Annotated in this window: 31 protein-coding genes and 2 pseudogenes; 28 read left to right on the top strand and 5 right to left on the bottom strand. The window is 35.8% G+C overall.

Annotated features, from left to right (window positions below):
- Positions 1-5 precede the first annotated feature (5 nt).
- Both aroD and ybaK read left to right on the top strand, forming a co-directional pair.
- The gene (aroD, locus tag AB3H90_RS05505) at positions 6-755 is read left to right on the top strand and encodes a type I 3-dehydroquinate dehydratase (protein ID WP_010737845.1); all 750 of its coding nucleotides are present in this window, start codon (positions 6-8) and stop codon (positions 753-755) included.
- Between the two features lie 26 nt (positions 756-781).
- Positions 782-1,267, top strand: a complete 486-nt coding sequence (gene ybaK, locus AB3H90_RS05500; protein WP_025480513.1) for a Cys-tRNA(Pro) deacylase — start codon at positions 782-784, stop codon at positions 1,265-1,267.
- Positions 1,268-1,366: 99 nt separating this feature from the next.
- Here the strand turns inward: ybaK and AB3H90_RS05495 are convergent, their stop codons facing one another.
- Positions 1,367-2,620 carry an NAD(P)/FAD-dependent oxidoreductase gene (locus AB3H90_RS05495; RefSeq protein ID WP_010737843.1) on the bottom strand — a complete coding sequence of 418 codons (1,254 nt, stop codon included), beginning with the start codon at positions 2,618-2,620 and terminating at the stop codon, positions 1,367-1,369.
- A 113-nt stretch (positions 2,621-2,733) separates the two neighbouring features.
- Here AB3H90_RS05495 and gdhA point away from each other — a divergent pair, with 113 nt between their 5' ends.
- The gene (gene gdhA, locus AB3H90_RS05490; RefSeq protein ID WP_010718408.1) at positions 2,734-4,083 is read left to right on the top strand and encodes an NADP-specific glutamate dehydrogenase; all 1,350 of its coding nucleotides are present in this window, start codon (positions 2,734-2,736) and stop codon (positions 4,081-4,083) included.
- Positions 4,084-4,196: 113 nt separating this feature from the next.
- Positions 4,197-5,543 (top strand): glucose-6-phosphate isomerase, encoded by a 1,347-nt coding sequence (locus AB3H90_RS05485; RefSeq protein WP_010718407.1) that lies wholly within the window; start codon positions 4,197-4,199, stop codon positions 5,541-5,543.
- 103 nt (positions 5,544-5,646) lie between these two features.
- Here the strand turns inward: AB3H90_RS05485 and AB3H90_RS05480 are convergent, their stop codons facing one another.
- From AB3H90_RS05480 to AB3H90_RS05470, 3 genes are all read right to left on the bottom strand, one after another.
- On the bottom strand, positions 5,647-6,870 hold the full coding sequence (locus AB3H90_RS05480; protein ID WP_368016325.1) for a tyrosine-type recombinase/integrase: 1,224 nt from the start codon (positions 6,868-6,870) through the stop codon (positions 5,647-5,649).
- 170 nt (positions 6,871-7,040) lie between these two features.
- Entirely contained in the window at positions 7,041-7,469 is a 429-nt protein-coding gene (locus AB3H90_RS05475; protein WP_207413395.1) for an ImmA/IrrE family metallo-endopeptidase, read from the bottom strand.
- A gap of 6 nt (positions 7,470-7,475) precedes the next feature.
- Entirely contained in the window at positions 7,476-7,856 is a 381-nt protein-coding gene (locus AB3H90_RS05470) for a helix-turn-helix transcriptional regulator (RefSeq protein ID WP_034866875.1), read from the bottom strand.
- 163 nt (positions 7,857-8,019) lie between these two features.
- Between AB3H90_RS05470 and AB3H90_RS05465 the strand changes: the two genes are divergently transcribed.
- The 13 genes and pseudogenes from AB3H90_RS05465 (at position 8,020) to AB3H90_RS05405 (ending at position 14,993) form a co-directional block, all read left to right on the top strand.
- The gene (locus tag AB3H90_RS05465) at positions 8,020-8,271 is read left to right on the top strand and encodes a helix-turn-helix transcriptional regulator (protein WP_081123692.1); all 252 of its coding nucleotides are present in this window, start codon (positions 8,020-8,022) and stop codon (positions 8,269-8,271) included.
- Positions 8,272-8,482: 211 nt separating this feature from the next.
- Positions 8,483-9,037, top strand: a complete 555-nt coding sequence (locus AB3H90_RS05460) for a hypothetical protein (RefSeq protein ID WP_034698489.1) — start codon at positions 8,483-8,485, stop codon at positions 9,035-9,037.
- The gene (locus tag AB3H90_RS05455; RefSeq protein ID WP_010718399.1) at positions 9,034-9,264 is read left to right on the top strand and encodes a DNA-binding protein; all 231 of its coding nucleotides are present in this window, start codon (positions 9,034-9,036) and stop codon (positions 9,262-9,264) included. Before AB3H90_RS05460 ends, AB3H90_RS05455 begins: the two co-directional genes overlap by 4 nt.
- A gap of 16 nt (positions 9,265-9,280) precedes the next feature.
- Positions 9,281-9,466 (top strand): hypothetical protein, encoded by a 186-nt coding sequence (locus tag AB3H90_RS05450; protein WP_010718398.1) that lies wholly within the window; start codon positions 9,281-9,283, stop codon positions 9,464-9,466.
- 40 nt (positions 9,467-9,506) lie between these two features.
- Positions 9,507-9,752, top strand: a complete 246-nt coding sequence (locus tag AB3H90_RS05445; protein ID WP_081127925.1) for a hypothetical protein — start codon at positions 9,507-9,509, stop codon at positions 9,750-9,752.
- Between the two features lie 65 nt (positions 9,753-9,817).
- Positions 9,818-10,765, top strand: a complete 948-nt coding sequence (locus AB3H90_RS05440) for a YqaJ viral recombinase family protein (RefSeq protein WP_179287073.1) — start codon at positions 9,818-9,820, stop codon at positions 10,763-10,765.
- Between the two features lies 1 nt (position 10,766).
- Positions 10,767-11,702: a recombinase RecT gene (locus tag AB3H90_RS05435; RefSeq protein WP_368016324.1), complete on the top strand. Its 936-nt coding sequence runs from the start codon at positions 10,767-10,769 to the stop codon at positions 11,700-11,702.
- A 39-nt stretch (positions 11,703-11,741) separates the two neighbouring features.
- Positions 11,742-12,560, top strand: a complete 819-nt coding sequence (locus AB3H90_RS05430; RefSeq protein ID WP_010720131.1) for a Lin1244/Lin1753 domain-containing protein — start codon at positions 11,742-11,744, stop codon at positions 12,558-12,560.
- A gap of 14 nt (positions 12,561-12,574) precedes the next feature.
- A complete protein-coding gene (locus AB3H90_RS05425) occupies positions 12,575-13,426 on the top strand; it encodes an ATP-binding protein (RefSeq protein ID WP_010719519.1) in 852 nt (283 codons plus the stop codon).
- A complete protein-coding gene (locus tag AB3H90_RS05420; protein ID WP_034698477.1) occupies positions 13,423-13,782 on the top strand; it encodes a DUF1064 domain-containing protein in 360 nt (119 codons plus the stop codon). The genes AB3H90_RS05425 and AB3H90_RS05420 overlap by 4 nt, the downstream gene beginning before the upstream one ends.
- 151 nt (positions 13,783-13,933) lie before the next feature.
- Positions 13,934-14,134 (top strand): annotated as a pseudogene (locus tag AB3H90_RS05415) (hypothetical protein); the annotation flags it as partial.
- Between the two features lie 11 nt (positions 14,135-14,145).
- Positions 14,146-14,531 (top strand): annotated as a pseudogene (locus AB3H90_RS05410) (YopX family protein).
- Positions 14,532-14,993, top strand: coding sequence for a class I SAM-dependent methyltransferase (locus AB3H90_RS05405; RefSeq protein WP_002325355.1), 462 nt, complete (start codon positions 14,532-14,534; stop codon positions 14,991-14,993).
- 21 nt (positions 14,994-15,014) lie between these two features.
- On the opposite strand, the gene AB3H90_RS05400 is transcribed toward AB3H90_RS05405, so the two are convergent.
- On the bottom strand, positions 15,015-15,392 hold the full coding sequence (locus AB3H90_RS05400; protein WP_080704590.1) for a hypothetical protein: 378 nt from the start codon (positions 15,390-15,392) through the stop codon (positions 15,015-15,017).
- A gap of 122 nt (positions 15,393-15,514) precedes the next feature.
- Between AB3H90_RS05400 and AB3H90_RS05395 the strand changes: the two genes are divergently transcribed.
- The 11 genes from AB3H90_RS05395 (at position 15,515) to AB3H90_RS05345 (ending at position 23,647) form a co-directional block, all read left to right on the top strand.
- Complete coding sequence (locus AB3H90_RS05395) at positions 15,515-15,709, top strand: hypothetical protein (RefSeq protein ID WP_240143997.1); 195 nt, start codon at positions 15,515-15,517, stop codon at positions 15,707-15,709.
- Complete coding sequence (locus AB3H90_RS05390) at positions 15,706-16,002, top strand: hypothetical protein (RefSeq protein ID WP_034698471.1); 297 nt, start codon at positions 15,706-15,708, stop codon at positions 16,000-16,002. Before AB3H90_RS05395 ends, AB3H90_RS05390 begins: the two co-directional genes overlap by 4 nt.
- Before the next feature lie 78 nt (positions 16,003-16,080).
- Positions 16,081-16,497, top strand: a complete 417-nt coding sequence (locus tag AB3H90_RS05385) for an ArpU family phage packaging/lysis transcriptional regulator (protein WP_034698468.1) — start codon at positions 16,081-16,083, stop codon at positions 16,495-16,497.
- Positions 16,498-17,194: 697 nt separating this feature from the next.
- The gene (locus tag AB3H90_RS05380; RefSeq protein ID WP_162847507.1) at positions 17,195-17,359 is read left to right on the top strand and encodes a hypothetical protein; all 165 of its coding nucleotides are present in this window, start codon (positions 17,195-17,197) and stop codon (positions 17,357-17,359) included.
- Positions 17,356-17,586: a hypothetical protein gene (locus tag AB3H90_RS05375; RefSeq protein ID WP_137206350.1), complete on the top strand. Its 231-nt coding sequence runs from the start codon at positions 17,356-17,358 to the stop codon at positions 17,584-17,586. Before AB3H90_RS05380 ends, AB3H90_RS05375 begins: the two co-directional genes overlap by 4 nt.
- 1 nt (position 17,587) lies before the next feature.
- Positions 17,588-18,787, top strand: a complete 1,200-nt coding sequence (locus AB3H90_RS05370) for a site-specific DNA-methyltransferase (RefSeq protein WP_137206348.1) — start codon at positions 17,588-17,590, stop codon at positions 18,785-18,787.
- 138 nt (positions 18,788-18,925) lie between these two features.
- Positions 18,926-19,135: a hypothetical protein gene (locus AB3H90_RS05365; protein WP_368016322.1), complete on the top strand. Its 210-nt coding sequence runs from the start codon at positions 18,926-18,928 to the stop codon at positions 19,133-19,135.
- Positions 19,136-19,191: 56 nt separating this feature from the next.
- Complete coding sequence (locus AB3H90_RS05360) at positions 19,192-20,010, top strand: hypothetical protein (protein WP_368016321.1); 819 nt, start codon at positions 19,192-19,194, stop codon at positions 20,008-20,010.
- Between the two features lie 45 nt (positions 20,011-20,055).
- Positions 20,056-20,904: a phage terminase small subunit gene (gene terS, locus AB3H90_RS05355; RefSeq protein WP_368016320.1), complete on the top strand. Its 849-nt coding sequence runs from the start codon at positions 20,056-20,058 to the stop codon at positions 20,902-20,904.
- Positions 20,891-22,135, top strand: a complete 1,245-nt coding sequence (locus tag AB3H90_RS05350) for a PBSX family phage terminase large subunit (protein ID WP_226062892.1) — start codon at positions 20,891-20,893, stop codon at positions 22,133-22,135. The genes terS and AB3H90_RS05350 overlap by 14 nt, the downstream gene beginning before the upstream one ends.
- 12 nt (positions 22,136-22,147) lie before the next feature.
- Entirely contained in the window at positions 22,148-23,647 is a 1,500-nt protein-coding gene (locus tag AB3H90_RS05345) for a phage portal protein (RefSeq protein ID WP_368016318.1), read from the top strand.
- Positions 23,648-23,650 lie beyond the last annotated feature (3 nt).

Below are 23,650 nucleotides of genomic sequence, written 5' to 3'. Positions count from 1 at the left end.
GACAGATGGTGCAAGTGAAAGGACTAAACTTAGGAAAAGGACATCCTAAAATTTGTGCGCCAATGATCGGAGACACTCGTGAAGAACTTTTGCGAGAAGCAATTTTAGCCAAAGAAGCTGGTGCTGATTTAGTGGAGTGGCGAATTGATTATTATGAAGATGTCTTTCAATATGAAAAAGTCACAGAAACGTTGGTACTGATCCATGAGATGCTCGACGGGTTACCGGTGCTTTTCACTTTTAGAACAATAGCAGAAGGTGGCAAACGAGATATAACGATCCGAGCATATCACGAGTTGTACCTACAGATGATCCGCTCTGGTTTAGTCGATATGGTTGATTTAGAATTAGATAAAATTGAAAGCCTTGAAAAAGAGTTGTTAGCAGAAATCAAACAGCGCAACATCCCGATGATTATCAGCAGTCATAATTTTAAAGAGACCCCAGCTGATCCAGTCTTATTGTATCAATTGAATATGATGGAACATCTTGGTGCAGATATCGGTAAAATAGCGGTAATGCCCCATAACGAACGAGATGTGTTACGTTTGATGGAGCTAACGAGACGGGCAGGAGCGTTTGTGTCCATGCCTCTGATTACAATGTCAATGGGACAGCTCGGAATGATTTCGCGCTTATCGGGAAATTTGACTGGTTCGGTCATGACCTTTGGTGCGTTAACCTCTGAAAAAGCATCAGCACCTGGACAAATCACTGTAAAGGAACTAAAATCAATAATCAAATTATTAAATTGAAACAATCTAATTTGAAGGTGAAAATGTTGGCAAAGAAAAAACAAGTGAAAACAAATGCGATCCGCTTAGTAGAACAAAAGAAAATCAAGTATACTGAACATGAGTATGCTTGGGATGAAGCGCATTTAAGTGCATCTTCTGTCGCGGAGCAACTTTCTGAAAGTGAACACCGTATTTATAAAACACTCGTAGCGGTTGGAAACAAAACAGGAACGATCGTAGCGGTCATTCCTGGTAATCGAGAGTTAGATCTAAAAAAATTAGCAAGAGTATCTGGAAACAAAAAAGTAGAAATGTTACATCTGAAAGACTTAGAAGCTACCACTGGTTATATTCGTGGTGGTTGCTCGCCAATTGGGATGAAGAAATTATTTCCTACTTATTTAGAACAAACAGCACAATCACAAGAAACGATCATTGTATCAGCAGGAAAAAGAGGGCACCAAATGGAGCTAGCACCTCAAGCCATTTGTGATTTAACTAAAGGGACTTTTGCTGATCTTGTACTGTGATGCAGTCGGCAATTCATCAGTTTATCAACTAAAAAAAGAAAAAACAGTAACGAAAAGAGTCAGACATCTTCTACTCCCTTCGTTACTGTTTTCATTTAATCAGCTAAGAAAAGCGGCATTCATTCCTGCTACATGTCCAGTTGCAAAAGCCGCAGTAATATTGAACCCACCAGTATATCCATTAACATCTAGCAATTCACCAGCAAAAAATAATCCATTGACCAATTTGCTTTCTAATGTTTTTGGATTGATCTCTTTTAGTGAAACGCCACCACCAGTCACAAAAGACTTTTCGATGGCAAAAGTTTTGGTTATTTTGAAAGAAAAATTTTTGCAAAGCTCCGCAAATTGTTGGATCTCTTTTTCTGTCGTTTGACTACCAGTTTGTTCCGTTAATCCACTTTTTTCAAGGAAAAAGAGAAGCAAGCGTTCAGGTAAAAAGCCATGCCAAGCATTACTCAATGTTTTCTTCGATTGTTGGCTTTTAGCAGTCAATTCGTTGATCAATTCTTGAAGCGAACGATTCGGAAAACAGTCTAAGACGACCGTGACAGGTTCTCCAGTCGTTTGCAACTCTTGATTGATGAAACTTGAACATCTCAATGCCGCAGGTCCAGAAATCCCAAAATGCGTGAAAAGCAAGTCCATAACATGTTCGGTGATGACTTTACCTTTCTTGTTTAATACGCTTAAAGAAATATCTTGTAAAGATAATCCTTGCAAGGTTTTATCCTTGATAAAAGTTTCTTCAGAAACCAGTGGAGATTCTGTTGCATACAAGGGAGTGACAGTGTGACCGACTTTTTTAACGATTTTATAGCCATCACCTGTAGAACCAGTCGACGGATAGGTTCGCCCCCCAGTAGTTAATACGACACAAGAGGATTGAAATTCTTCAAATTCCGTCCGTACGCCATAGATTTTTCCGTCGCTATGCACTAATTTTTCGACTCGGGTGCCAAAGAGCATCGTAACATTTAATTCATTTAAACGATGGATCAAGGCTTCGATAATCGTTTTTGACTTATTCGTCACAGGGAACATCCGACCATGATCTTCTTCTTTTAGATGAACACCTTGAGATTCGAAAAATTCCATGATATCAAAATTATTCCATTGGGAAAATGTACTGTATAAAAATTTGCCATTTCCAGGAATATGAGCAATCAAATCATCAACTGGACGGTTATTCGTGACATTACATCTTCCGCCACCTGTCATTAATAATTTTTTTCCAGCTTTTTTATTTTTTTCAATTAAGAGAACCTTTGCGCCATATTCAGCCGCACTAATTGCAGCCATCATACCACTAGTTCCAGCACCGACTACAATCACATCATAGGTTGTTTCCATTTCCTCACCTCAGAGAAAGTGTAGCATATTTATGAAAAGAAAGCAGGAAATGTTTTGAGCATCTAATAAAAATAGGCTAAAATAAAAGAAGATTATAAAAGGAGTGTGAAACAATGACAAACGCAACAGAATACGTCCAACGAATTCAAAATAATATTCATCAAAAAGACACAGGACAAGTCGAATTTTTACAAGCCATTGATGAATTTATGCCTTCAGCTACTCAATTTTTAGAAAAACATCCTGAATACATCAAACGTAATATTTTAGGATTGTTGTCAGAACCAGAAAGAATCATTCAATTTCGCGTGCCGTGGCAAGATGACGAAGGAAACTGGCAAGTCAATCGTGGATACCGCATTCAGTACAATTCAGCAATCGGCCCTTATAAAGGCGGGTTGAGATTCCATCCGAGTGTGAATTTAAGTATTCTTAAATTCCTAGCTTTTGAACAAATTTTCAAAAATAGTCTAACTGGTCTACCAATCGGTGGAGGAAAAGGCGGAAGTGACTTTGATCCAAAAGGAAAATCAGACGATGAAATCATGCGTTTTTGTCAAAGTTTCATGCTGGAGCTATCCAAGCATATCGGTCCATCCATCGATGTACCTGCTGGAGATATCGGAGTCGGTGCCAGAGAAATCGGTTATTTGTTTGGAGAATATAAACGATTAAAACAATATGATGCCGGTGTCCTTACTGGAAAACCATTAGATTTTTGGGGAAGTAAGATTCGTACGGAAGCAACTGGTTACGGATTGGTTTATTATGTCAAACATCTTTTACAAGCAGAAAAAGACTCTTTTGAAGGAAAAACAGTTCTGGTATCTGGTAGCGGAAACGTTGCCATCTATGCTATTGAAAAAGTTCAAGAATTAGGTGGGAAAGTCATCACATGTTCTGATTCCAGTGGGTTTATCTATGATCCAGAAGGAATCGACCTGGCACTATTAAAAGAAGTCAAAGAAGAAAAAAGGGAACGGTTGACCGCTTATGCAGAAAAACGTGATTCTGCTGTCTATCATGCTGGTCAATCTGTCTGGACTTTGAAAGAAACTGCAGATATCGCCCTTCCTTGTGCTACTCAAAACGAGATAGACGAAACGCTTGCTAACAACTTGGTTGAATGTGGAGTGAAAATCATCGCAGAAGGCGCAAACATGCCATGTACTCTTGAAGCTGTCAATGTTTTTGAAAAAGCCAATGTGTGGTATTGTCCTGGGAAAGCAGCTAATGCCGGCGGTGTCGCTGTCTCAGCATTAGAAATGAGTCAAAATGCTCAACGATTGTCTTGGGAAAGTGAACAAGTGGATCGCCAATTAGATGAAATCATGAAAAATATTTATCAAACGTGTCGCCAAACGGCAGCAGCTTATGGCAATGAAAAAAATCTATTGCTAGGAGCAAATGTTGCAGGTTTTGAAAAAGTAGCGAAAGTGATGTATGCGCAAGGATTAGTTTAGTGTTTGAAATTTTCTTGTAAATATTAGCTTCAATTCATTTATTTGCTTGAAAAATTGTAAAAAAAAACGTAAAGTATAAGCTGTATATTGATCTTTTAAAGGAGGAATAAAAAATGGCACATATTCATTTTGATTATTCAAAAGTAGCACCATTTGTTAATGAACATGAGTTAGGTTACATGCAAAGCCAAGTATCAATGGCAGATAAAGTATTACGTGAAGGTACAGGCGCAGGAAGTGATTTCCGTGGTTGGATCGATCTACCTACTAATTACGACAAAGAAGAATTTGCTCGTATCAAAGAAGCAGCGAAAAAAATCCAATCTGATTCTGAAGTTTTAGTAGTTATCGGAATCGGTGGTTCTTACCTAGGCGCTCGTGCAGCAATCGATTTCTTAAACCACACTTTCTTCAATTTATTAGATGGTGAACAACGTAAAGCACCACAAATTTTCTTTGCAGGAAACTCAATCAGCTCAACTTATATCGCTGATTTGATTGAAGTAATCGGAGATCGTGACTTCTCAGTAAACGTGATTTCAAAATCAGGTACAACGACTGAACCAGCTATCGCATTCCGTGTCTTCAAAGAATTACTTGTTAAAAAATATGGTCAAGAAGAAGCGAATAAACGTATTTATGCAACAACTGATAAAGCAAAAGGTGCAGTTAAAGTAGAAGCCGACGCAGAAGGTTGGGAAACATTCGTGATTCCTGATGACATCGGTGGACGTTTCTCTGTCTTAACAGCAGTAGGATTACTACCAATCGCTGTTAGTGGAGCAGATATCGATGCGTTGATGCAAGGAGCTGCAGATGCAAGCAAAGCTTATTCAAGTGATAAACTAGAAGAAAACGAAGCTTATCAATATGCAGCAATGCGTAACATCCTTTACCGTAAAGGGAAAGTAACTGAATTATTGATCAACTATGAACCAGGAATGCAATATTTCTCTGAATGGTGGAAACAATTATACGGTGAATCAGAAGGTAAAGACCAAAAAGGAATCTACCCTTCAAGTGCGAACTTCTCAACTGACTTACATTCACTAGGTCAATATATTCAAGAAGGACGCCGTAACATCTTTGAAACGATCGTTAAAGTTGAAAAACCACGTAAATCAATTACAATTCCTGAACAAGCTGAAGACCTAGATGGTTTAGGTTACTTGGAAGGAAAAGAAGTAGATTTCGTCAATACAAAAGCTTTTGAAGGAACTTTATTGGCTCATACAGATGGCGACGTACCAAACTTATTAGTTAAAATTCCAGAAATGGATGCTTACACATTAGGTTATACAATGTACTTCTTTGAAATTGCTGTAGGTATTTCAGGTTACTTAAATGGAATTAACCCATTTGACCAACCTGGTGTTGAAGCATATAAGAAAAACATGTTCGCACTTCTAGGCAAACCAGGCTTTGAAGACCTTGCGAAAGAATTGAACGAACGCCTGTAAGATAAGGGTTTTTCGCTAGATTTAAAAAATCAGTGATAGAAACATGTTCGCTTCTAAATAAAATTAGTGATAGCTTTAGTGATAGTGAACTTAAAAAAAGCACTCAATTTGAGTGCTTTTTTATTTGCTCTTCTATATAGTTTTCTAGTTGATTCATTGATCTTTTTTTCACTTCGGGAGAAATATGGGCATAGACTTGTGTAGTAGAAACATCTTTATGACCTAAAAAATCTTTGATATCTTCTAAAGGTATTCCTGCTTGTCTCGTTCTAGCTGCAAAAGTATGTCTACCATCATGCACAGTTATGTGGGGGAGATTGGCATGTTTTTCAATTCTATGAGAAGCACCGTTAACGGTTCGATCTCTTATTGGAATACCTTTATTTTTACCGTAAGTATTTATAAAAATAAATACTTCGTGGTCATCTGTTTCAGGTAAAAAACCAAATTCTTTTATTACTTGATTTCTTAAAGTCAATAAGGCTTTCTTTACTCGTTTTGTCATAGGCAATGATCGTGTACCAGATGGGGTTTTTGTGTCATCTGTAATAATTAAACCTTTGTTAGGTCCTTTTTCAGCAGCCCCAAGTCGTTCACGATTGATATTAAGTGTATTCTGAGAAAAATCAATATCAGCCCATTGTAGCCCTAAAGCTTCTGATTTTCGCAATCCTTGATCAAATATAATAAGAAAAAAGGGATACCATATAAATGATTTCTCTTTTTTGGCAAATTCGAGAAATAGTTCAGATTGATCAAAAGTATAATATTTAACTTTCTTTTTATCAGATAGATTTCTTGGAAACTCAACAAAACTAGTAGGGTTATTCTTTATATATCCTAACTGAATAGCTTTTTTGAAAGCATTGCTAAGAGTGGCATTGATACTTTTGGCTGTTGTTACTGAGAGACCTTCCTTAGTTCTACCTAAGCCCTTTTTAGTAAGTAACTGATTGATGAATCTTTGATGATCAGCTCTAGTATATTTATCTAGTTTATATTTTCCAATATATGGATTGATGTACATTTTTATATTTGCCCTATGAACTATTCTTGTTCCTTCTTTAACATTCATTTTATAGTTATTAATCCAATCGTCCATGAATTTTTCTATAGTTAATTTCTTAGGATTATTTTGTATATATTCTTCAGAAGCTATTTGTCCTTCAACAATTTTTGCGAATTTTTCTGCTTCTTCGTGACTTTTAAACCCTTTTTTATGAATCTTTTTCTGTAGCTTAGTACCAGGATTAATTCCATTTGATATATATACTTCATAACGATATTCTTTTGATTTCTTTAAGTAATATTTTTTAATGGAGGCCACTGACATCATTCCTTTCGTATTTCAGTCCTAATAATAAGAATATTTTAGGGGAGGGATGTTATTTGAACGAAAATTTAGAAAATCTTCGTATCAATAGAGTTTTTATACGAACTTATGTTCTTTTGCGTTTAAAAAGAAAAGCCCTAAGGCTAATCTTTGGTTATTACCATTTAAATTAAAAATCTATACACGCTTTCAGGAAGCCCATACAAATTTGTTAATTCCTCGACTTTTCTAGGGTATTTATCGTTGTCTTCTTTATAAAGAGAAACAATGAGATTAGCGGCAAAGCAATTCGCTTCGCTCTCTGATTTACTTCTGGATGTTCTTGTTGATACGTAATAGCTAGATAACCCACGATGAAATATAGCGTGACCAAGTTCGTGAGCGCAAATATAGAACCGTTCTTCAGAATACTTTAGTTCGTGATTTAGAAGTATAACTGACCGTCCTAATAATTCTTGAAATTGTCCCTTTGGGTTATTCAAAAAGGGAACGTATCTAATTTGAATATCCATTTTTTCACAAATAGTAAAGGGATTAGCAGAATTATATTTTTGTTTTAGTCTACCAACTAGACTAATTACGTCCATCTCCATAGAAAATCACTTCTCTTTACTTTTGTCTTCTTTTCTAAATTCCCAAAATAGACCAGTTAAAACATCTTTTACTCTTTGTTTCTCTTCATCAGTTAACGTTTCGCCACCATAAGCCATATTAACATTGGAATCGAGCATTTTATCTAATTCAACTAAATCATTTTCATCAGCCCATTCAGGAGTTTGATTTCTTCCGAGTAAGTAATCAGTAGTAACATTAAAAATTTCTGCTAATTTCTGGAGTTCTTCTGTAGAAACCTTTCTAGTGCCATTTTCAATTTTATTCATTGCTGATTTTTCTAATCCAATTTTCCTGCCTAACTCAGCTTGGGTCCAGTCACGTTTTTCTCTTAAATCTATTATTCTATTCACTAGATCTTTTGACATTAGACTACTCCTTCCGTTGCTTTTTTCACAACTATTTTACCATAGTTGCGAAAAAAGATATAAAAAGATGCGAAAAAAGATACTTTTTCTATTGACGTATCTAAAATCGCAATGTATTATATGTATATAAGGTTGCTAAAAAAGAAACTTTGGAGGTGCAAATATGTATCAAGTAAATCTTGAATTAATAAAAGAGCGACGTAAAACAAAAGGTTACTCTTTAAAAAAAATGTCTGATCTCATGGGTTTTAATGATAAGGCGAAATATTATAGAAGAGAAACTGGCGAATATAATTTTAAACCAGAAGAACTTCCTTATTTAGCAAAGCTATTGGATATCCCATTAGCAAAAATTTTTACCCATAAAGTATCTAAAATCGAAACTTTTGACAAAGGAAGGAGAAACACCAAATGACACGACAATAAAAATAAACATCGTACTTGATGCAAGACCTAGACTAGTACACATCATCAAATGTGCTACAGATGTTCAACTTGATCTTTTAGTTGAAGAAGTTCAAAAAGAGCTTGAACGTGAATTAGACGAAACAGCTTTTGTTTGATTATTTAAATTAATAGTACAAAAAAATTGCTCGTATTGATATACGTGTGAATAAGAAATTGAGGTGTTCAAACTGTTAAAAAAATCAGCTGTCATTCGAGAATCATTAATTAAGGTGATAAATAAGAGTGGCAAAACGAAGAAAGAAATTGCAAAGCAAGTTAATGTATCTCAACAGTCATTGAGTGATTGGACAACGCCACATAATACTAAGCCTGTGACGTTAGAAAATGCTCAAGCTTTAACTGATCATTTTCGAGATTCAGATTTTACTCTCCATGTAATCCATAAATTTTTTGGATTATTTAAATCAATTGATGGAGATGTTTATAGAAGAGACCCCTCGTCACTAGATAAGCTTCAAATGATAGAATCCGATGAGCGAAAACAAAAGAAAAAAGAAGTTGAGAAAATTCTTCTCAAAAATGAGGATTATTTAACCGCTGAGGATCGTCAGCAAATCATTTCATATGCATATGAATTTTTAGACGAGATCATGATTGAAGTGACTCTGATCTGTGTACTATGCGAAATTCTTGGAATTGATATTCGTCAACTAAGCGAACAGCGTTTAACTTATTGGATCAGTCAAGGATACATGAAAGGAGAATTAAAATGAAGATTTCACAAATGGAAAGAGTGGTCCCTTTAGTTCAAAAAAAGCAACCAAAAGAAAGAGTTTGGAAGAAAGCTAAAGATATTGCTGAATATTTCGGTGTCTCATTAGCTACTATTTCTAAATGGACGAATTCAAAAAATGATCCGTTACCTTCTCGAAGGGTTCGAGGTGTTTTGCAGTATGACTTCGAGTTAGTGAAGGAATGGGAAGAACGCAATACTAATTAGAAAGGAATGTGAAGCAATGAGAACGGTTTTTAAAATGACTGTCAAAAGCGCTTTGCTTATGTGTCTTGTAGCAATCATACTGACAAGTATCAACCCGGCATATGCGCTGATTTATTGGGGAACTTTAGTAGTTGTTACTGCTGTAAGAGAAAGTTTCAAAATGCCAACACAAAAAAGACCGACCAGCGATGGCCGTCGCTAATCGGTAACATAAAAAAACATAACTAAGGAGATTTTACCATATGAATCCAAAAATTAAAAATTTAATTGAAGAACTAATACATGAGTGTAACGAAAGTGATGTAGCCATCACTCTTGGGGCGATTGATCCAAGTGTAGATGAAGCAACTGTTGTATTTGGTGGAACATTTGCTTTGCAAACAATTGTACTAACACTAATGAACGATAAGTTTAAAGAAAGTATACGAACTAATGATTGCGATTATCCTGCATGTAAGGCTACAAAGGAGATGATGTTTAATGAATGACTTTGCCTCATCGTTAGATCAATACCTAAATACTCCAGATTGGGGAAGACCACAAACTGAGGAGGATGAAGATGAGTAAATCAACTTTAGACATGAGCCATCAAGAATGGCTCGAAGACCGCAAAAGAGGTATTGGTGGTTCTGATGTCGCAACAGTACTTGGATTGAATAAATACAAATCCCCTTATCAATTATGGCTTGAGAAAACGGGTCAAATTGAATTAAAAGATTCAGAGAGCGAACCAGCTTATTGGGGCAATGTTTTAGAAGAAGTTGTTGCCAAAGAATTTCAAGAACGAACAGGCAAAAAGGTCCGTAGAAGAAACCAAGTGTTTGAACATCCGTTACATCCATTCTTAAGAGCAAATATCGATCGTGATGTAGTAGGAGAAAATGCCATTCTTGAATGTAAAACAGCGAATCAATTTTTTAGCAAAGAATGGGAAGGAGAAGAAGTGCCACTTAGTTATTTGTGTCAAGTGCAACATTACATGAATGTTTTGAACAAGGATTATTGTTATATCGCTGTGTTGATTGGTGGTCAAAGATTTATATGGAAACGAGTTGAACGAGATCAAGAACTGATTGACATCATCACAGAACGGTTAGTTGATTTTTGGGAAACGAACATTATCGGCGGAGAAGAGCCACTGATCGATGGAAGTAAAGCAACGTCAGATTTTCTAAAAGAGCGTTATTCAGAATTAGATTCAACTGAAATTATGCTTCATGCTGATTATGATGTTCTACTCGATCAAAAAGAAGAGTTACTCAAAAATAAGAAGGAACTAGAGAAGAGTATTCGACAAATCGACAATCAAATTATTCAGGAACTTGGAATAAAGAATGCCTCTACAGGTATCACACCTAATCGGATTATTTGTTTAAAATCAGTCGTTTCTAAACGAAAAGACTTGAAGAAAATAGCAGAGAAATATCCATATGTGATGAAAGATGAGGAAATTTACAGTTTATCAACTTCAAATAGATTAGTGATAAAGGAGATTCAGTGATATGGCAACAAGTAAAGATTTAAAGAATCAACTAACAGAAAAAAACAATCAAGCAGTGGATGTTTCAAAATTAGGTTTTAAAACATTGATGAGTCAGCCAGCTATGAAAAAGAAATTCAATGATATTTTACACGAAAAATCAGATGCTTTTATGGGTTCTCTTTTAACGTTAGTTGGTGGCGATGATTATTTATCTAAAGCAGAGCCGATGACAATCATCGCTTCTGCTTTAAAAGCAGCAACGATGGATTTACCAATAGATAAAAATTTAGGATATGCCTATATTGTTCCATTTAATCGGAAAGAAAAGGTAGGAAAAGATTGGATTACGCATAACGAAGCCCAATTCATCCTAGGATACAAAGGCTATATTCAGTTAGCACAACGTTCTGGACAATACAAAGCACTTAATGCAATAGAAATTTATGAAGGGCAATTAATTGAATGGAATCCTCTGACAGAAGAGTTTCAGTTTGACTACAATGCGAAACAATCTGATCGAGTCATCGGTTATGTTGGATTTCTTGAATTACTAAATGGGTTTAAAAAAACTGTTTATTGGACAAAGCAAGAAGTGGAAGCTCATCGTATTAAACATGCCAAAGGGTTTGATAAAACAAAGCTAACTGGAGCGTGGAAAGAGAATTATGATGCGATGGCGATAAAAACCGTCTTACGTAACATGTTAGCTAAATGGGGGATTTTATCTGTAGAAATGCAAAATGCGGTTACTTCTGACGAAAGAGTTTTTCGATTTGATGAAAATAATGATCTTGTAGAAGAAGTTACTTTAAATGATGCAGAACCAATTGAATCAGAACGTAAAGAAGCAGAAAAAGTGGAAGACGTGTCATCAGCGTTTGATGAATACGAAGAAACAGCAAATACAGATGAACAACAGGATTCATTGTTCGATGATATGAACCCACCACTATAGCGAGGGAGTTTCCCCTCGCTTATCTAAGGAGGTGATAGTGTGGCAAGACCAACAAAAGAAGGTCTTGATTATTTTCCTCTTGATGTTGATGTTTTCGAAGATGAAAAAATAGAGGCTATTGCTGGGGAATTTGGACTTAAAGGAGAAATTGCGGTAATCAAACTGCTTTGTGCGATATATAAAAAAGGATATTTCATTTTGTGGAATGATTTAACGCAAGCTACTCTTTTAAAACGCCTGCCAGGAGTAAGTAAGGAAATGCTCAATCAAATAGTGAACCGCTTAGTCAAATGGGGTTTTTTTGATAAACAACTGTTTGACTCGGTCGAGGTGCTTACGAGTGAGAATATCCAAGCCACCTACTTTGAAGCGACAAAAAGACGAAAATCACCAAAACCAACTAAGTATGTAATTAACGCAAACATTAATACACAAGATGAAAGAGATAATGCTGACATTAATCCCCAAAGTAAAGGAAATAAAAGTAAAGTAAATGAAACAAGAGTATCTTCTTCTAGATCTAGTATAGATATTCATTCAGAAAATATCGCAGAGAGCTATTGGCTAAATCAAGTGAATCCAGCAGAAGCACCAATGGTTTTAGAATCTATTCGTTTTTGGGTAAATGATTTTCAAGGACAAGATGAAATTGTCATCATGGCGATTGAAGAAATGCTAAAAAATGGTGCTAAAAATTATAACTATCTCGATAGAGTGCTAAAAAACTGGGAAAACAAGCAACTAGACACCGTTGAGAAAGTGAGAAAGTATTTGCAAGGTCATTATTCAAAATCACCTAGAAATGCAAATAAAACGCTTGAATACGAGAAATTTAGCACAGATGAGTTGCCTATTTGAGAGGAGGCGTAGGCATGGAAACCGTTGGAGAAATCATGGAAAAACTAATACAGAAAGTGCTTGTCCAACGTGGCGAATGTCCTGAATGCGGACAGCCCTTGTATGGATGGCGTACGAAGAATCCTGATGGCTCAGATCGTTGTAAACCAACTTGTATGCAATGTGGGTATAAAGCATTGCGAGTTCAGGAAGACTTACAAACAGAGCAAATGTACAACGAAAGTCTGAAAGCAAGAGCTATCAATTTTTTCAAAGGTGGTTCTGTCGTGCCTAATAAAGCGTTGTTTGATTGTACATTGCAGAATTATCAAATCGTTGATCAAGAAACAAGACAAGCGGTTGAAGTAACCAAACGCTTTGTTAATTCAGTCTTGTTAGGAAATCCAAGTCATCTTGTTTTAACTGGCAAACAGGGAACAGGTAAAAGTCACCTAGCGATGGCAGCGGCTTGGGAAGTTTTGAGGCGATCAAACTACGACAAGAAAATCTTGTTTATCGGGTTACAGGAAATGCTGGATCAAATCAAGTTTTCGTACAACAATCCTGAACTTAGAAAAACGATTGAGGGATCGTTGATTGCAGATATCAAAACGGCGGATTTAGTCGTCATTGATGATATCGGTTCAGAGCTAGGAAAAGATACTTCAGATAGTCGAGCATTTGGCATAAACACGTTGAATTCGTTCTTGGATGCACGACAGAACTTAGCAACGATTATCACAACGAACTTGCTTGGGGAAGAGTTGAAAAAGGCTTACGGTATGAGGACAACATCAAGAATATTTGTCAATTCTGATGGATTTACGATGGTCTTTTCTCAAACAACCGATAAACGATTAAAACCAGTAAAAGGAGCGACAGCATGAACAAATATCGCAATCGAAAAACGGTTCATCGTGAGATCAAATTCGATTCTGTAGCAGAAGCAGAGTACTATGATCTGGCAGTATGGCAAGCGGAAGCAAACGGCTGGAAAGTAAAGCTTCAGGAAAAATTTGAACTATTGCCAAAATTTGAATTGGAAGGCAAGAAGTACCGTAAAATCGAGTATATTCCTGACTTCACGTTTTATAAAAACGGTAAGCTTGTGAAAGTTGTAGATGTCAAAGGAATGCAGACAAAAGATTTTAAAATCAAAGCGAAACTGTTCTGCCATCGTTATCAAGTGCCGTTGATATTAGCTAAAAAATATGGCAAGACGTTCAAGGAAGAGCGTTTTTAAAAGAAAGGTTAGGAAGGTTTGAAAATGAGCAGAAAAAAGAAATTCATTCCAGAAGTTAACCAAGAGGTTGAATGCTTTTGATGTGACTCAGAACATGAGACACCATGGATTTATCTATTTGTATGATATGTAAAGACAGTCTACGACAGATGTTGATACGGAAGATAAAAATAAACTCGTTATTCTAGTTGAAACAGGAAAGAAACAGTACAAAAGACATCTTGTGAACATGACTAGTTGGAACATGTATGTGGTTGAAGATTTAGAAGGCGCGAAGGTCAATGAATACAAATACGAAGTAAATTACATGCCAGAAAGTATTGTGCCGTTTACGGTGACTGAGAAGAAGTAGGAGGACAGCGAATGATACCGAAGTTTCGAGCGTGGTACCACCGTTTAAAGGTAAAAAATTTGGGCAAGAAATGAAATATGGACAAGCAGGAAGGTTGATCACTCATGCTGAAATGTCTCCAGATAAATATATCCTCATGCAATCCACAGGACTGAAAGATAAGAACGGTGTAGAGATTTTTGAGGGGGATATAGTACTTTTCAGTGTAAGTGATGGTTTTAATCACTTAGATCATGAAAAAGCTGTTGTTCAAGCCTCTGGGTGTCATTCTGGCTTAATTTGTAAGCTAGTAGACTTGGACTTAGAATATCGAATTTATTATGATCCAGTATTTCACACTGACTATGAAGTTATCGGGAATATATACGAGAATAAAGAGTTATTAGAGGTAGAGTAATTGACTAAAATATTAGATGCATGTTGTGGTAGTCGAATGTTTTGGTTTGATAAACAGAATCCAAACGTAATTTTTATGGACATTCGGAAACAATACGAAGAACTAAATAGCGGACATGTCGTTGATATCAATCCTAATGTCATTGGAGATTTCAGAGATATGCCATTTGAAGATGAATCATTTTATCATGTAGTATTTGATCCGCCACACTTGCTTAAAGCAGGCGAGAATAGCTGGTTGGTCAAAAAGTATGGAAAATTAAATCCCGAAACTTGGAAAGAAGATTTAGCATTAGGATTCAAAGAATGTTTCAGAGTATTAAAGCCAAATGGAACTCTTGTATTTAAATGGAACGAGGATCAAATCAAGCTATCAGAAATATTGAATGCAATTGATTATGTGCCATTATATGGAAATAAGAGAGCTAAAACACACTGGTTAGTATTTATGAAGAGTATCTAGCTACCTCGTGAAATTGTAGGATCAATTTTGATTAAATATGTAATTTCTGAATTTACCAGATAATGGGAAGGTAAACATGCAAATTAAAAGGATCGTTTGGAAAATTAAAACTATAGTTAATGCTGTAGCGTTGAATTTTAAGTACAAGCTTAAATGTATTCCCCATTCAATCAAATTTAATCCAATTAAATAAAAGTAGTATCTCTTTTTAATCTTACAGTTTTTAAGAAAATAGTAGCTAATATAATAATCTAATAAGACAAGTATAACCAATATATGTTTATCTATAGTGACTATAATGTCATGTTTTTCTGAGAGTCTATGGAAATACATTAATAATGTTGGTAAAGGAATATATATTGTTAATAATGATATAAAGAAAAAGACTATAAATGGCATTTCGTCACTCCCATATAAATAAAACTATGTAAAAAATATCACAATCTTGTGTTGTGGTCAAATATTTTCATGTTATCTATTTTGTTATTATCGTCAATAAATGAAAAGGAGGAGGTAGAATGATGGGTTTCAAAAAGAGTGACAAAGTAGTGACTAAAATAGGATCAGGCGTGTCATTATACTTCTTGGACAACGAATATTATATAGTTCAAGATGCTTCGATGCCTGGCAGAATCGTTTTGATTGACGACGATAAACAGCGTTTGAGTTGGCCATCTAGTAAATTCGAATTATATGAGGAGGTGGCGGAAGGATGAAATTAAAAGACGGCTTTTACGCTAGCAGTCATGGAATCGGCGGTTTAATGCTAGATATGCCGACTAAGAATCCTAAGAAGAAAAAGAAAGCAAAAGTCGAAGTAGGTGACATGGTTCGTTGCGAAGCAGAAGAGTTCGTTTATCCGTTCAGAGGATATGTAGAACACGTTTATAATCATTCTGCAATCATTCGTATCGGAAATACGATGGAATGCGACAAGTGGTTAGCAAAGAGTAAAGATAATTTAGCTGTAGCTCGTTTGATGGATATCGAACTCATTGGAGGCAAATAAAAAAAGCCGGATCGCTCCGACTCAAAATAAATAAACATGACACGTTTATTATATCACAAAAAGGAGCGGTTTGACTTGATGCAATTGTTACGAGAGGTAGATTTCAAACAGACAAGATGTAATGCGAGAGATGTGCTGAAGAATTTTCGGCGTTTGGAGCGGATGGCAGGTCGCTCTTTGATAGATATTAAGTCGCCTATCATAACCGATATGCCGAAGGCACCAAAACACGGGAATAAGGCAGAAGACGCGATTATCCAGATGATGGATATAGAAGCAGAGAGAGACGCGATTTTAGCGGCTTTAATGGCTCTTAGTCTGATTAGTCGTCAGATACTCTACTACAGCTTCTGTGATGTAAATAAGCACTCTAATTATGAGATAGGGCAATTGATCTGCGGATATGGTGAGAAAAATGTCGAGAAGCTGAAATCCAACGCATTGATTGAATTTGCAGAAGCGTATAAAAGAGGGGCGCTGATTGCGTACCTGTAAAAACGTAGGGTTTTTGTAGGGATAGTGTAGGGTTTTTGAGCGTTTTAACATGATATTATGGTAGTGTCGAAAGATTAGTGATAGGTCTGAGACAAAATAATAATAAAAGGAACATCGTTTTATTATTGTTTCACAATTAAGCTTCGATAGACAGCAGCGGAAATATTAAGAATAAGGATGTGAATTTCAACTCCTTCTAAATTATTCTTATTATCTATCATCCGTTGCTGTCTATTGTCATTATGTCACTGTGGCGAAAAGGGTAGACGCTAAGCATGTGTGCTAGGTCAATGCTTCGGCAACCATGCAATGTTCGATTCATTGCCAGTGACTTAAGGAACCTACGGAAACAATTCATCTTATCGGATGCCGATGAATTGGCTGACTAGTCGGGATGTCACTAGCAGTTAAAAGGCATAAAATACTAGCGCAGACGTGCGCCACTCTCAGGTGTAGGTTAGGAGAGAAACATTAGTTAGGGTTATTAGGAATACGATAACCTGCTTGCGACAAAGCTTTGTACTGTCACGTTGGTCATGAACAGAGACGGTATTCTGTTTAAGTATTCGTTAGCAACCGAGGGATGTGGCAGTGGTGAGGTGCAGGAAGTATTAGACTTGTCTGTGTGTAGGTTGCTATTACATATTAGATCACTAATGAAGTGGTCTTTTTATTTTGCACAAAGGGGGTAACAACAATGTATAGACCACAATACTTAGAACAGAAGTATGAAGTAATCACTGTTCATAAAGGTAATGGCGAAAAAGTATATGAGTATAGGAGACTAATAAAGAGCGATACATATAAACGAAAGGAAAACAATGAAGTTATTCCTTTTCGCAGAAGGAGAAAAGTCAAATGAGAAACTACTGGTATGTATCACTAACGAATAGGTATCCACAGCCAAATACAGCTGATCCAATCAGAGTGGTTCAATCAGTCCAGATCAAAAAGAAGTATTCCATCATTGAAATGACCAGAGAAGCTACGCCAAATGAAATTGATAAATGCAAACTTATTTATTGCGGTCATGGTTTCTTTGATGAACCAAACATTCAAAATAATATTAACAAGAATTTGAGGGATTAGAATGCAAATCGAAATAATGAAGTTGGCAAATTTAAAACCTGCTGATTATAATCCGAGAATCGAACTTACTGCAGGAATGGATGAGTATGAAAAACTGAAACAATCAATTCTCGAATTTGGATTCGTTGATCCGCCAATTTTTAACAAACGTACAGGAAATCTTGTCGGCGGTCATCAACGTGTTGCTGTGGCTAAAGATTTGGAGCTGTATGAAGAGATAGAGGTATCAGTGGTAGATTTACCTCTTGATAAAGAAAAAGCACTTAATGTGGCTCTCAATAAGATTTCTGGTCATTGGGCTGACGATAAACTGGCTTTGTTATTAAAAGAGTTAGATGCTGAAAATCTTGACTTATCCGGATTTGCTGAAGAAGAAATACAAGATGTTATCGAACAATATGATATGAAGTTGGATATGGAAACCGAAGCGATGGATGATGAATTTGAAATTGAGCTTCCGGAGAAACCTAAAGCAACATTAGGGGATATTTACCAACTAGGTAATCATCGATTAATGTGTGGTGATAGTACAAATAAAGAGCATCTCGAATTATTGATGAACGGATATAAAGCAGATCTTCTCATTACCGATCCGCCGTATAACGTAAATTACGAAGGAAAAACAGAAGATTCGTTAAAAATTCAAAACGATAATAAGACTTCTAGTGAATTTTATGAGTTTTTAAAAAGTGCCTTTGATTCAGTTGCTGATTATCTGAAAGAGGGGGCTTCTTTTTATGTATGGTATGCTTCGTCAGAAGTTGTCAATTTTGTCAACTCTCTATTAGATTCTGATTTTTTAGTAAAACAAGAGTTGATCTGGCTAAAAAATTCACTTGTTCTTGGACGGCAAGATTATCATTGGCAACATGAACCTTGTTTATATGGTTGGAAGAATGATGGCAGTCACAAGTGGTATGGAGATCGGAAACAAACAACGATTCTTGAGTTCGATAAACCTTTAGCGAATAGGGAACATCCTACTATGAAGCCTGTCCCTTTATTTGATTACCAAATAAAAAATAGTTCGAAAAAAGGCGAAAAAGTTTTAGATGTATTTGGAGGAAGTGGAACGACAATGATTGCCTGTGAACAAAATGAACGGTGTGCATATCTCATGGAATTAGATCCACGATATGTCGATGTAATCATTAATCGATGGGAAGAATTGACAGGTAAAAAAGCGGTAAAATTAAATTAAAAGAAGCCGAGTGCAGCTAACACTCGACTACTTCAACGAGGCGAAAAAGCACCCCGAAGACACAGAGAATTCCCACGCGTGGTTTTTCGACACCCTCTGTGTCTTTTAGCATTTTATCAAATGCGGGGTGCTTACACAATGGAAAATGAAAACTTTGATTTAGATTATGAGATTGAAAAAGCTGTAGAGAAGGCAGAATCAATTGACGAATATAAAAAGATTATTCGTGTGGCTTTAGGAAAATGGCTTAAAAATCTCCAATCAGGACAAATCAAGTTAGATAAAGTTTCCGATTTAAAGATATTGATTGAAGCCGATCTTATGCTGAAAGATATTGATAATGATTAACAGATTTTATGAAACTCCTGATATAATTAATTTAAAAATTATGAGGAGTGTTTTTTATGGAATGGTGGAATTTATGGGTACCGTTTATAGGAACTCTTGCAGGAATATATGTAAACTATAGAATTAGCAAAAAGAATAGCGAAGAAAGTAAAGTATTTCAAGAAAATCAAAGAACTTTTCAAAAAGAAATGACACAAAAGCAAATAGATGCTAATTTGAAAGCGAAAGCAAGAATAGAGTGGATAAACGAAGCGAGACAAAAATCATCGGAGCTTATATCGCTTTTACTTTCTTTACAAAAAGATGAAGTAGTGTTTCATGAACAATGGCAAAAAGCTGAAGAAGTATCTGAATTATTAAAATTATTCTTTAGCTCAATAAAGATAAAAGAACTTGAGAAAGAAATTTATGTGAAAGAGGACAAAATCATAATTTCTGAGAGTGTTCAAACAATACTCTTTAATGAAAATAATAATGAAGAAAAAAATTCTTATATTAGGAGATATATAGAGTGTTTAATCGAGTTATATAAAAATAATCGATATAAGAGTACGGTTAAAGTCAGAAAAGAAGTATCTAGAACGTTAAATAAGGAAATGCTAGAGGAGATAGCATATTCATTTCAGGAATCTACTCAAGAAGGTGAAAAAACTATAAAACAAGGAGTTAATGAAGAAAAGACTGGCAAAGATTATATAGCAGATGAGGAAAAATTTGAATATGCGCGTTTAAAAACTAGCATACCTCATCATCAAAAGAAACTAGATGAAATTGATGAAAAGTTACAGGGATATCAGTATGTAATTAATGAGTTTTCTCAAATTATTGCTTTATATTTAAAAATAGAATGGGACAAAGCTAAAGAAGGAAAATAGAAAACAAAACTCAACCTAAGAAGATTGCGAGGTGGTGTAGTTTGAATGGCAAGACAACGTGATCCAAGACGTGATGAAGCTAAAAAAATTTGGTTAGAATCCAACGGAGAAAAGCAATTAAAGGAAATTGCATTAGAATTAAATGTTTCAGATTCACAGGTTAGAAAATGGAAATCAGTTGATAAATGGAGCGCTGAATTGAAAGGTAATGTTACCATTGGCAAAAGTAACGTTACCTTTCAAGGAGGCGCTCCTTTTGGTAATCAAAATGCTAAAGGGAACAAAGGAAATAGCAGAGCTTCTCCTCCAATGGGTAATAAAAACGCTTTGAAAACAGGCGAGTATGAAACCATATTTTTTGAGACACTAAGTGATGAAGAGAAGGACATCTATTCTAATTTGAATAATGATCCTTCTTTTGTTTTGTCTGAAGAAATACGTCTACTTAAGATAAGGCAATTTCGTATGATGAAAAGAATCAAACAAGCCGAGACTGGTTTAAACGATGAAGAAATCGAACGTCTGCAACAGTTAAGGAAAATCAAAACGCCGATTGAAAAAGACGGTAGAAAGCTAGAAATTAAGCGAGACGTAATGCAAGATGTTCAAGTTAGCAGAAAAACACATCGTAAAATTGATGACATTTTGTCTATTGAAGATGCGCTTACTAGGATCAGCAACCAATTAACAAAGGCAATTAAACAGCTTAATGCGTTAGCTACAGAGGATTCAAGAAACAAAGTTTATAACAACCAAGCCAATAAGCTTGAGGTTGAAATTGATATGCTGAAATTAAAAGCTGACTTGTTACGCAGTGATTCAGAAAAATCTACTGAAGAAAAACTTGATGAACTGTTAGAAAAGATTAGTGGTGAATTAGATGGCGCTAGTTGATATATATAATCCGAAGCAGATAGACGTGTTAAACAAAACTATTAAGAATGATTGGTTCATCACGCTATTACATGGAGCAAAACGTTCTGGAAAAACAAAAATAAACAACGATTTGTTCTTGTTTGAATTGCGACGTGTGCGAAAGATTGCAGACAAGGAAGGCATTAAGGAACCAATGTATATCCTAGCAGGAGTTTCTAGTGCAACGATTCAAAAGAACATCCTGCAGGAACTATACAACATGTACAGCATAGAACCTAAATTCGATAAACATGGGAACTTCAAGCTGTTTGGCGTTAAGGTTGTACAAGCATATACAGGAAACATCGGTGGTGTTGGGGCAATTCGTGGTATGACAGCGTACGGTGCTTACATCAATGAAGCCTCGCTCGCTCGGCAGGAAGTATTTGCAGAAATCATTTCACGTTGTTCAGGAACAGGAGCGAGAATTCTAGCTGATACAAACCCTGACAATCCAGAACACTGGCTAAAGAAAGAGTATATTGATAATTCAAGCAAAAACATCCAATCGTTCCACTTTGAATTGGATGACAATACTTTTTTATCTGAACGCTATAGAAATAATATTAAAGAATCAACTCCAAGTGGGATGTTTTATGATCGTGACATCAAAGGACTATGGGTTTCTGCTGAAGGTGTCGTTTATCGTGATTTTGATGCCAGCAAGCACTATATCCAGTCAAAAGACTTGCCACCTTTGAGCAATTATTATTGTGGTGTTGACTGGGGATATGAACACTGGGGATCAATCGTGGTTATAGGTGAAACAGATGATGGAACGTCTTATTTAATTGAAGAACATGCTACTCAGTTTGAAGAGATTGATTATTGGGTAGATGTAGCAAAAGGCATTCAAGAGCGTTACGGCTTACGAGTGCCTTTTTATTGTGACTCTGCGAGACCGGAGCATGTGGCTAGGTTTAAAAGAGAAAAGATTAATGCTAAAAATGCTCATAAAGCACGGTTATCTGGAGTTGAGGAAGTCGCCAAGAGATTTAAACAAGATAAATTGTTTATCTGTCAAGATAGAGTGATGAAATTTCGGGATGAAATTTATCAATACATTTGGGACAAGAAAAAAGGCGAGCCAATAAAAGAATATGATGATGTGCTAGACTCCGTTCGATATGCGATATATACTAATGAGCTTCTTAAGAAACCAAAAGTTAATGTCAATGAAAAGATTAAACGTGTTAAACGCATTTTTTAAGGAGAGTGAAAAATGGATAAAGTAAACGAGTTTGAATACGGAGCTGATATACATTATTCTAATGACGTAAACACAAATTATGTAAAGTTTAGCGTAGATTCCAATCTTCACTATAGGTTTAGCTCAGCAGAAGATTTACTTAACGATTTAGATACTTTAGCAGCAATGATAAAACATCACCATGAATATCAGGTAAAGCGACTTAGTGTATTAGATGATTATTACAAAGCTAGAAATACAAATATCATGGATAACCGTAGACGTAGAGAAAAGGAAAAAGCGGATCACCGATCAGCACATAACTTTGGAAAAGTTCTTTGTACTTTTGATGTTGGGTACAACACAGGCAATCCTATAAAAGTGCAAATCGAGGACATAAATCAACAAAAAGAAATCGAAGAGTTTAATATTAATAATGACATAGATGGATTAAATGCTGAACTCTGGCTTGATATGGATAAGTATGGGAGAGCCTATGAGATTATCTATCGAGATTCAGATGATACAGATTACGTTGATTTGGCTAATGTATTTGAAACGTTTATTGTATATGATACTACAGTAAAACGAGAGCCTATTTTGGCTGTACGGTATCCAAAGACAAGATTCAGCAAGGATGGTGATAAACAGTACATTCAACCAATCGTATACACAAAAGAAAAAAGTATCACTTATGATGAGACGACACTAACAGCAATTGAGTTAAAGAATCCTCAAGACGAACCGCATGAATATAAAGAGGTACCTATTACAGAGTATTCTCCTAATCGTTTTCGAATGGGCTTGTATGAAGATGTACTATCTTTAATTGATCTATACGATGCAGGGCAGTCTGATACCGCCAACTATATGACTGATTTAAACGATGCTCTTCTAGTTATTAGTGGCGATATTGAAGCAGCAGGACTATCCCCAGAGGACGCCATCAAGCAGAAAGAAGCGAATATGCTTTTGCTTGAATCTGGAACTGATGTGAACGGTAATAAAACAAGTGTGACTGCAGGATATATTTATAAACAATATGATGTGAGTGGTGTAGAAGCTTACAAAGACAGAGTGCGCAAAGATATCCATGAAATCTCAATGGTTCCTGATCTTACTGATGACAATTTTTCCGGAGTGCAATCAGGAGAGGCAATGAAATATAAATTATTTGGATTTGAACAAATGACGGCAACAAAGCAAAGGCTATTCAAAAAAGGTCTTATGCGGCGTTATCGTCTTTTATTTAGCCTAAAATCAAGTATTTCTGAAATGGATAATTTCGATTTGAAAGGTTTACGTGTAATATTTACGCCTAATCTACCTAAAGCGATTCTGGAAGAGTTGAAATCTTTGGTTGATGCTGGAGCTGAACTCAGTCAAGAGACGATCTTAGGTCTCGCTTCTTTTGTTCCGGATGTACAGGCAGAGTTGAAACGAGTAAATAAAGAAACGCAAAAGCAGATTGGCATTTTTGATTCAGATGGTGAAGAAGTAATTAACAACAAAAAAGATGAAACAGGGGAGTGATTA

Source organism: Enterococcus sp. C63 (assembly GCF_040887215.1).
GTDB lineage: Bacteria > Bacillota > Bacilli > Lactobacillales > Enterococcaceae > Enterococcus_B > Enterococcus_B hirae.
This window is presented reverse-complemented; position numbering and strand designations above follow the sequence as displayed.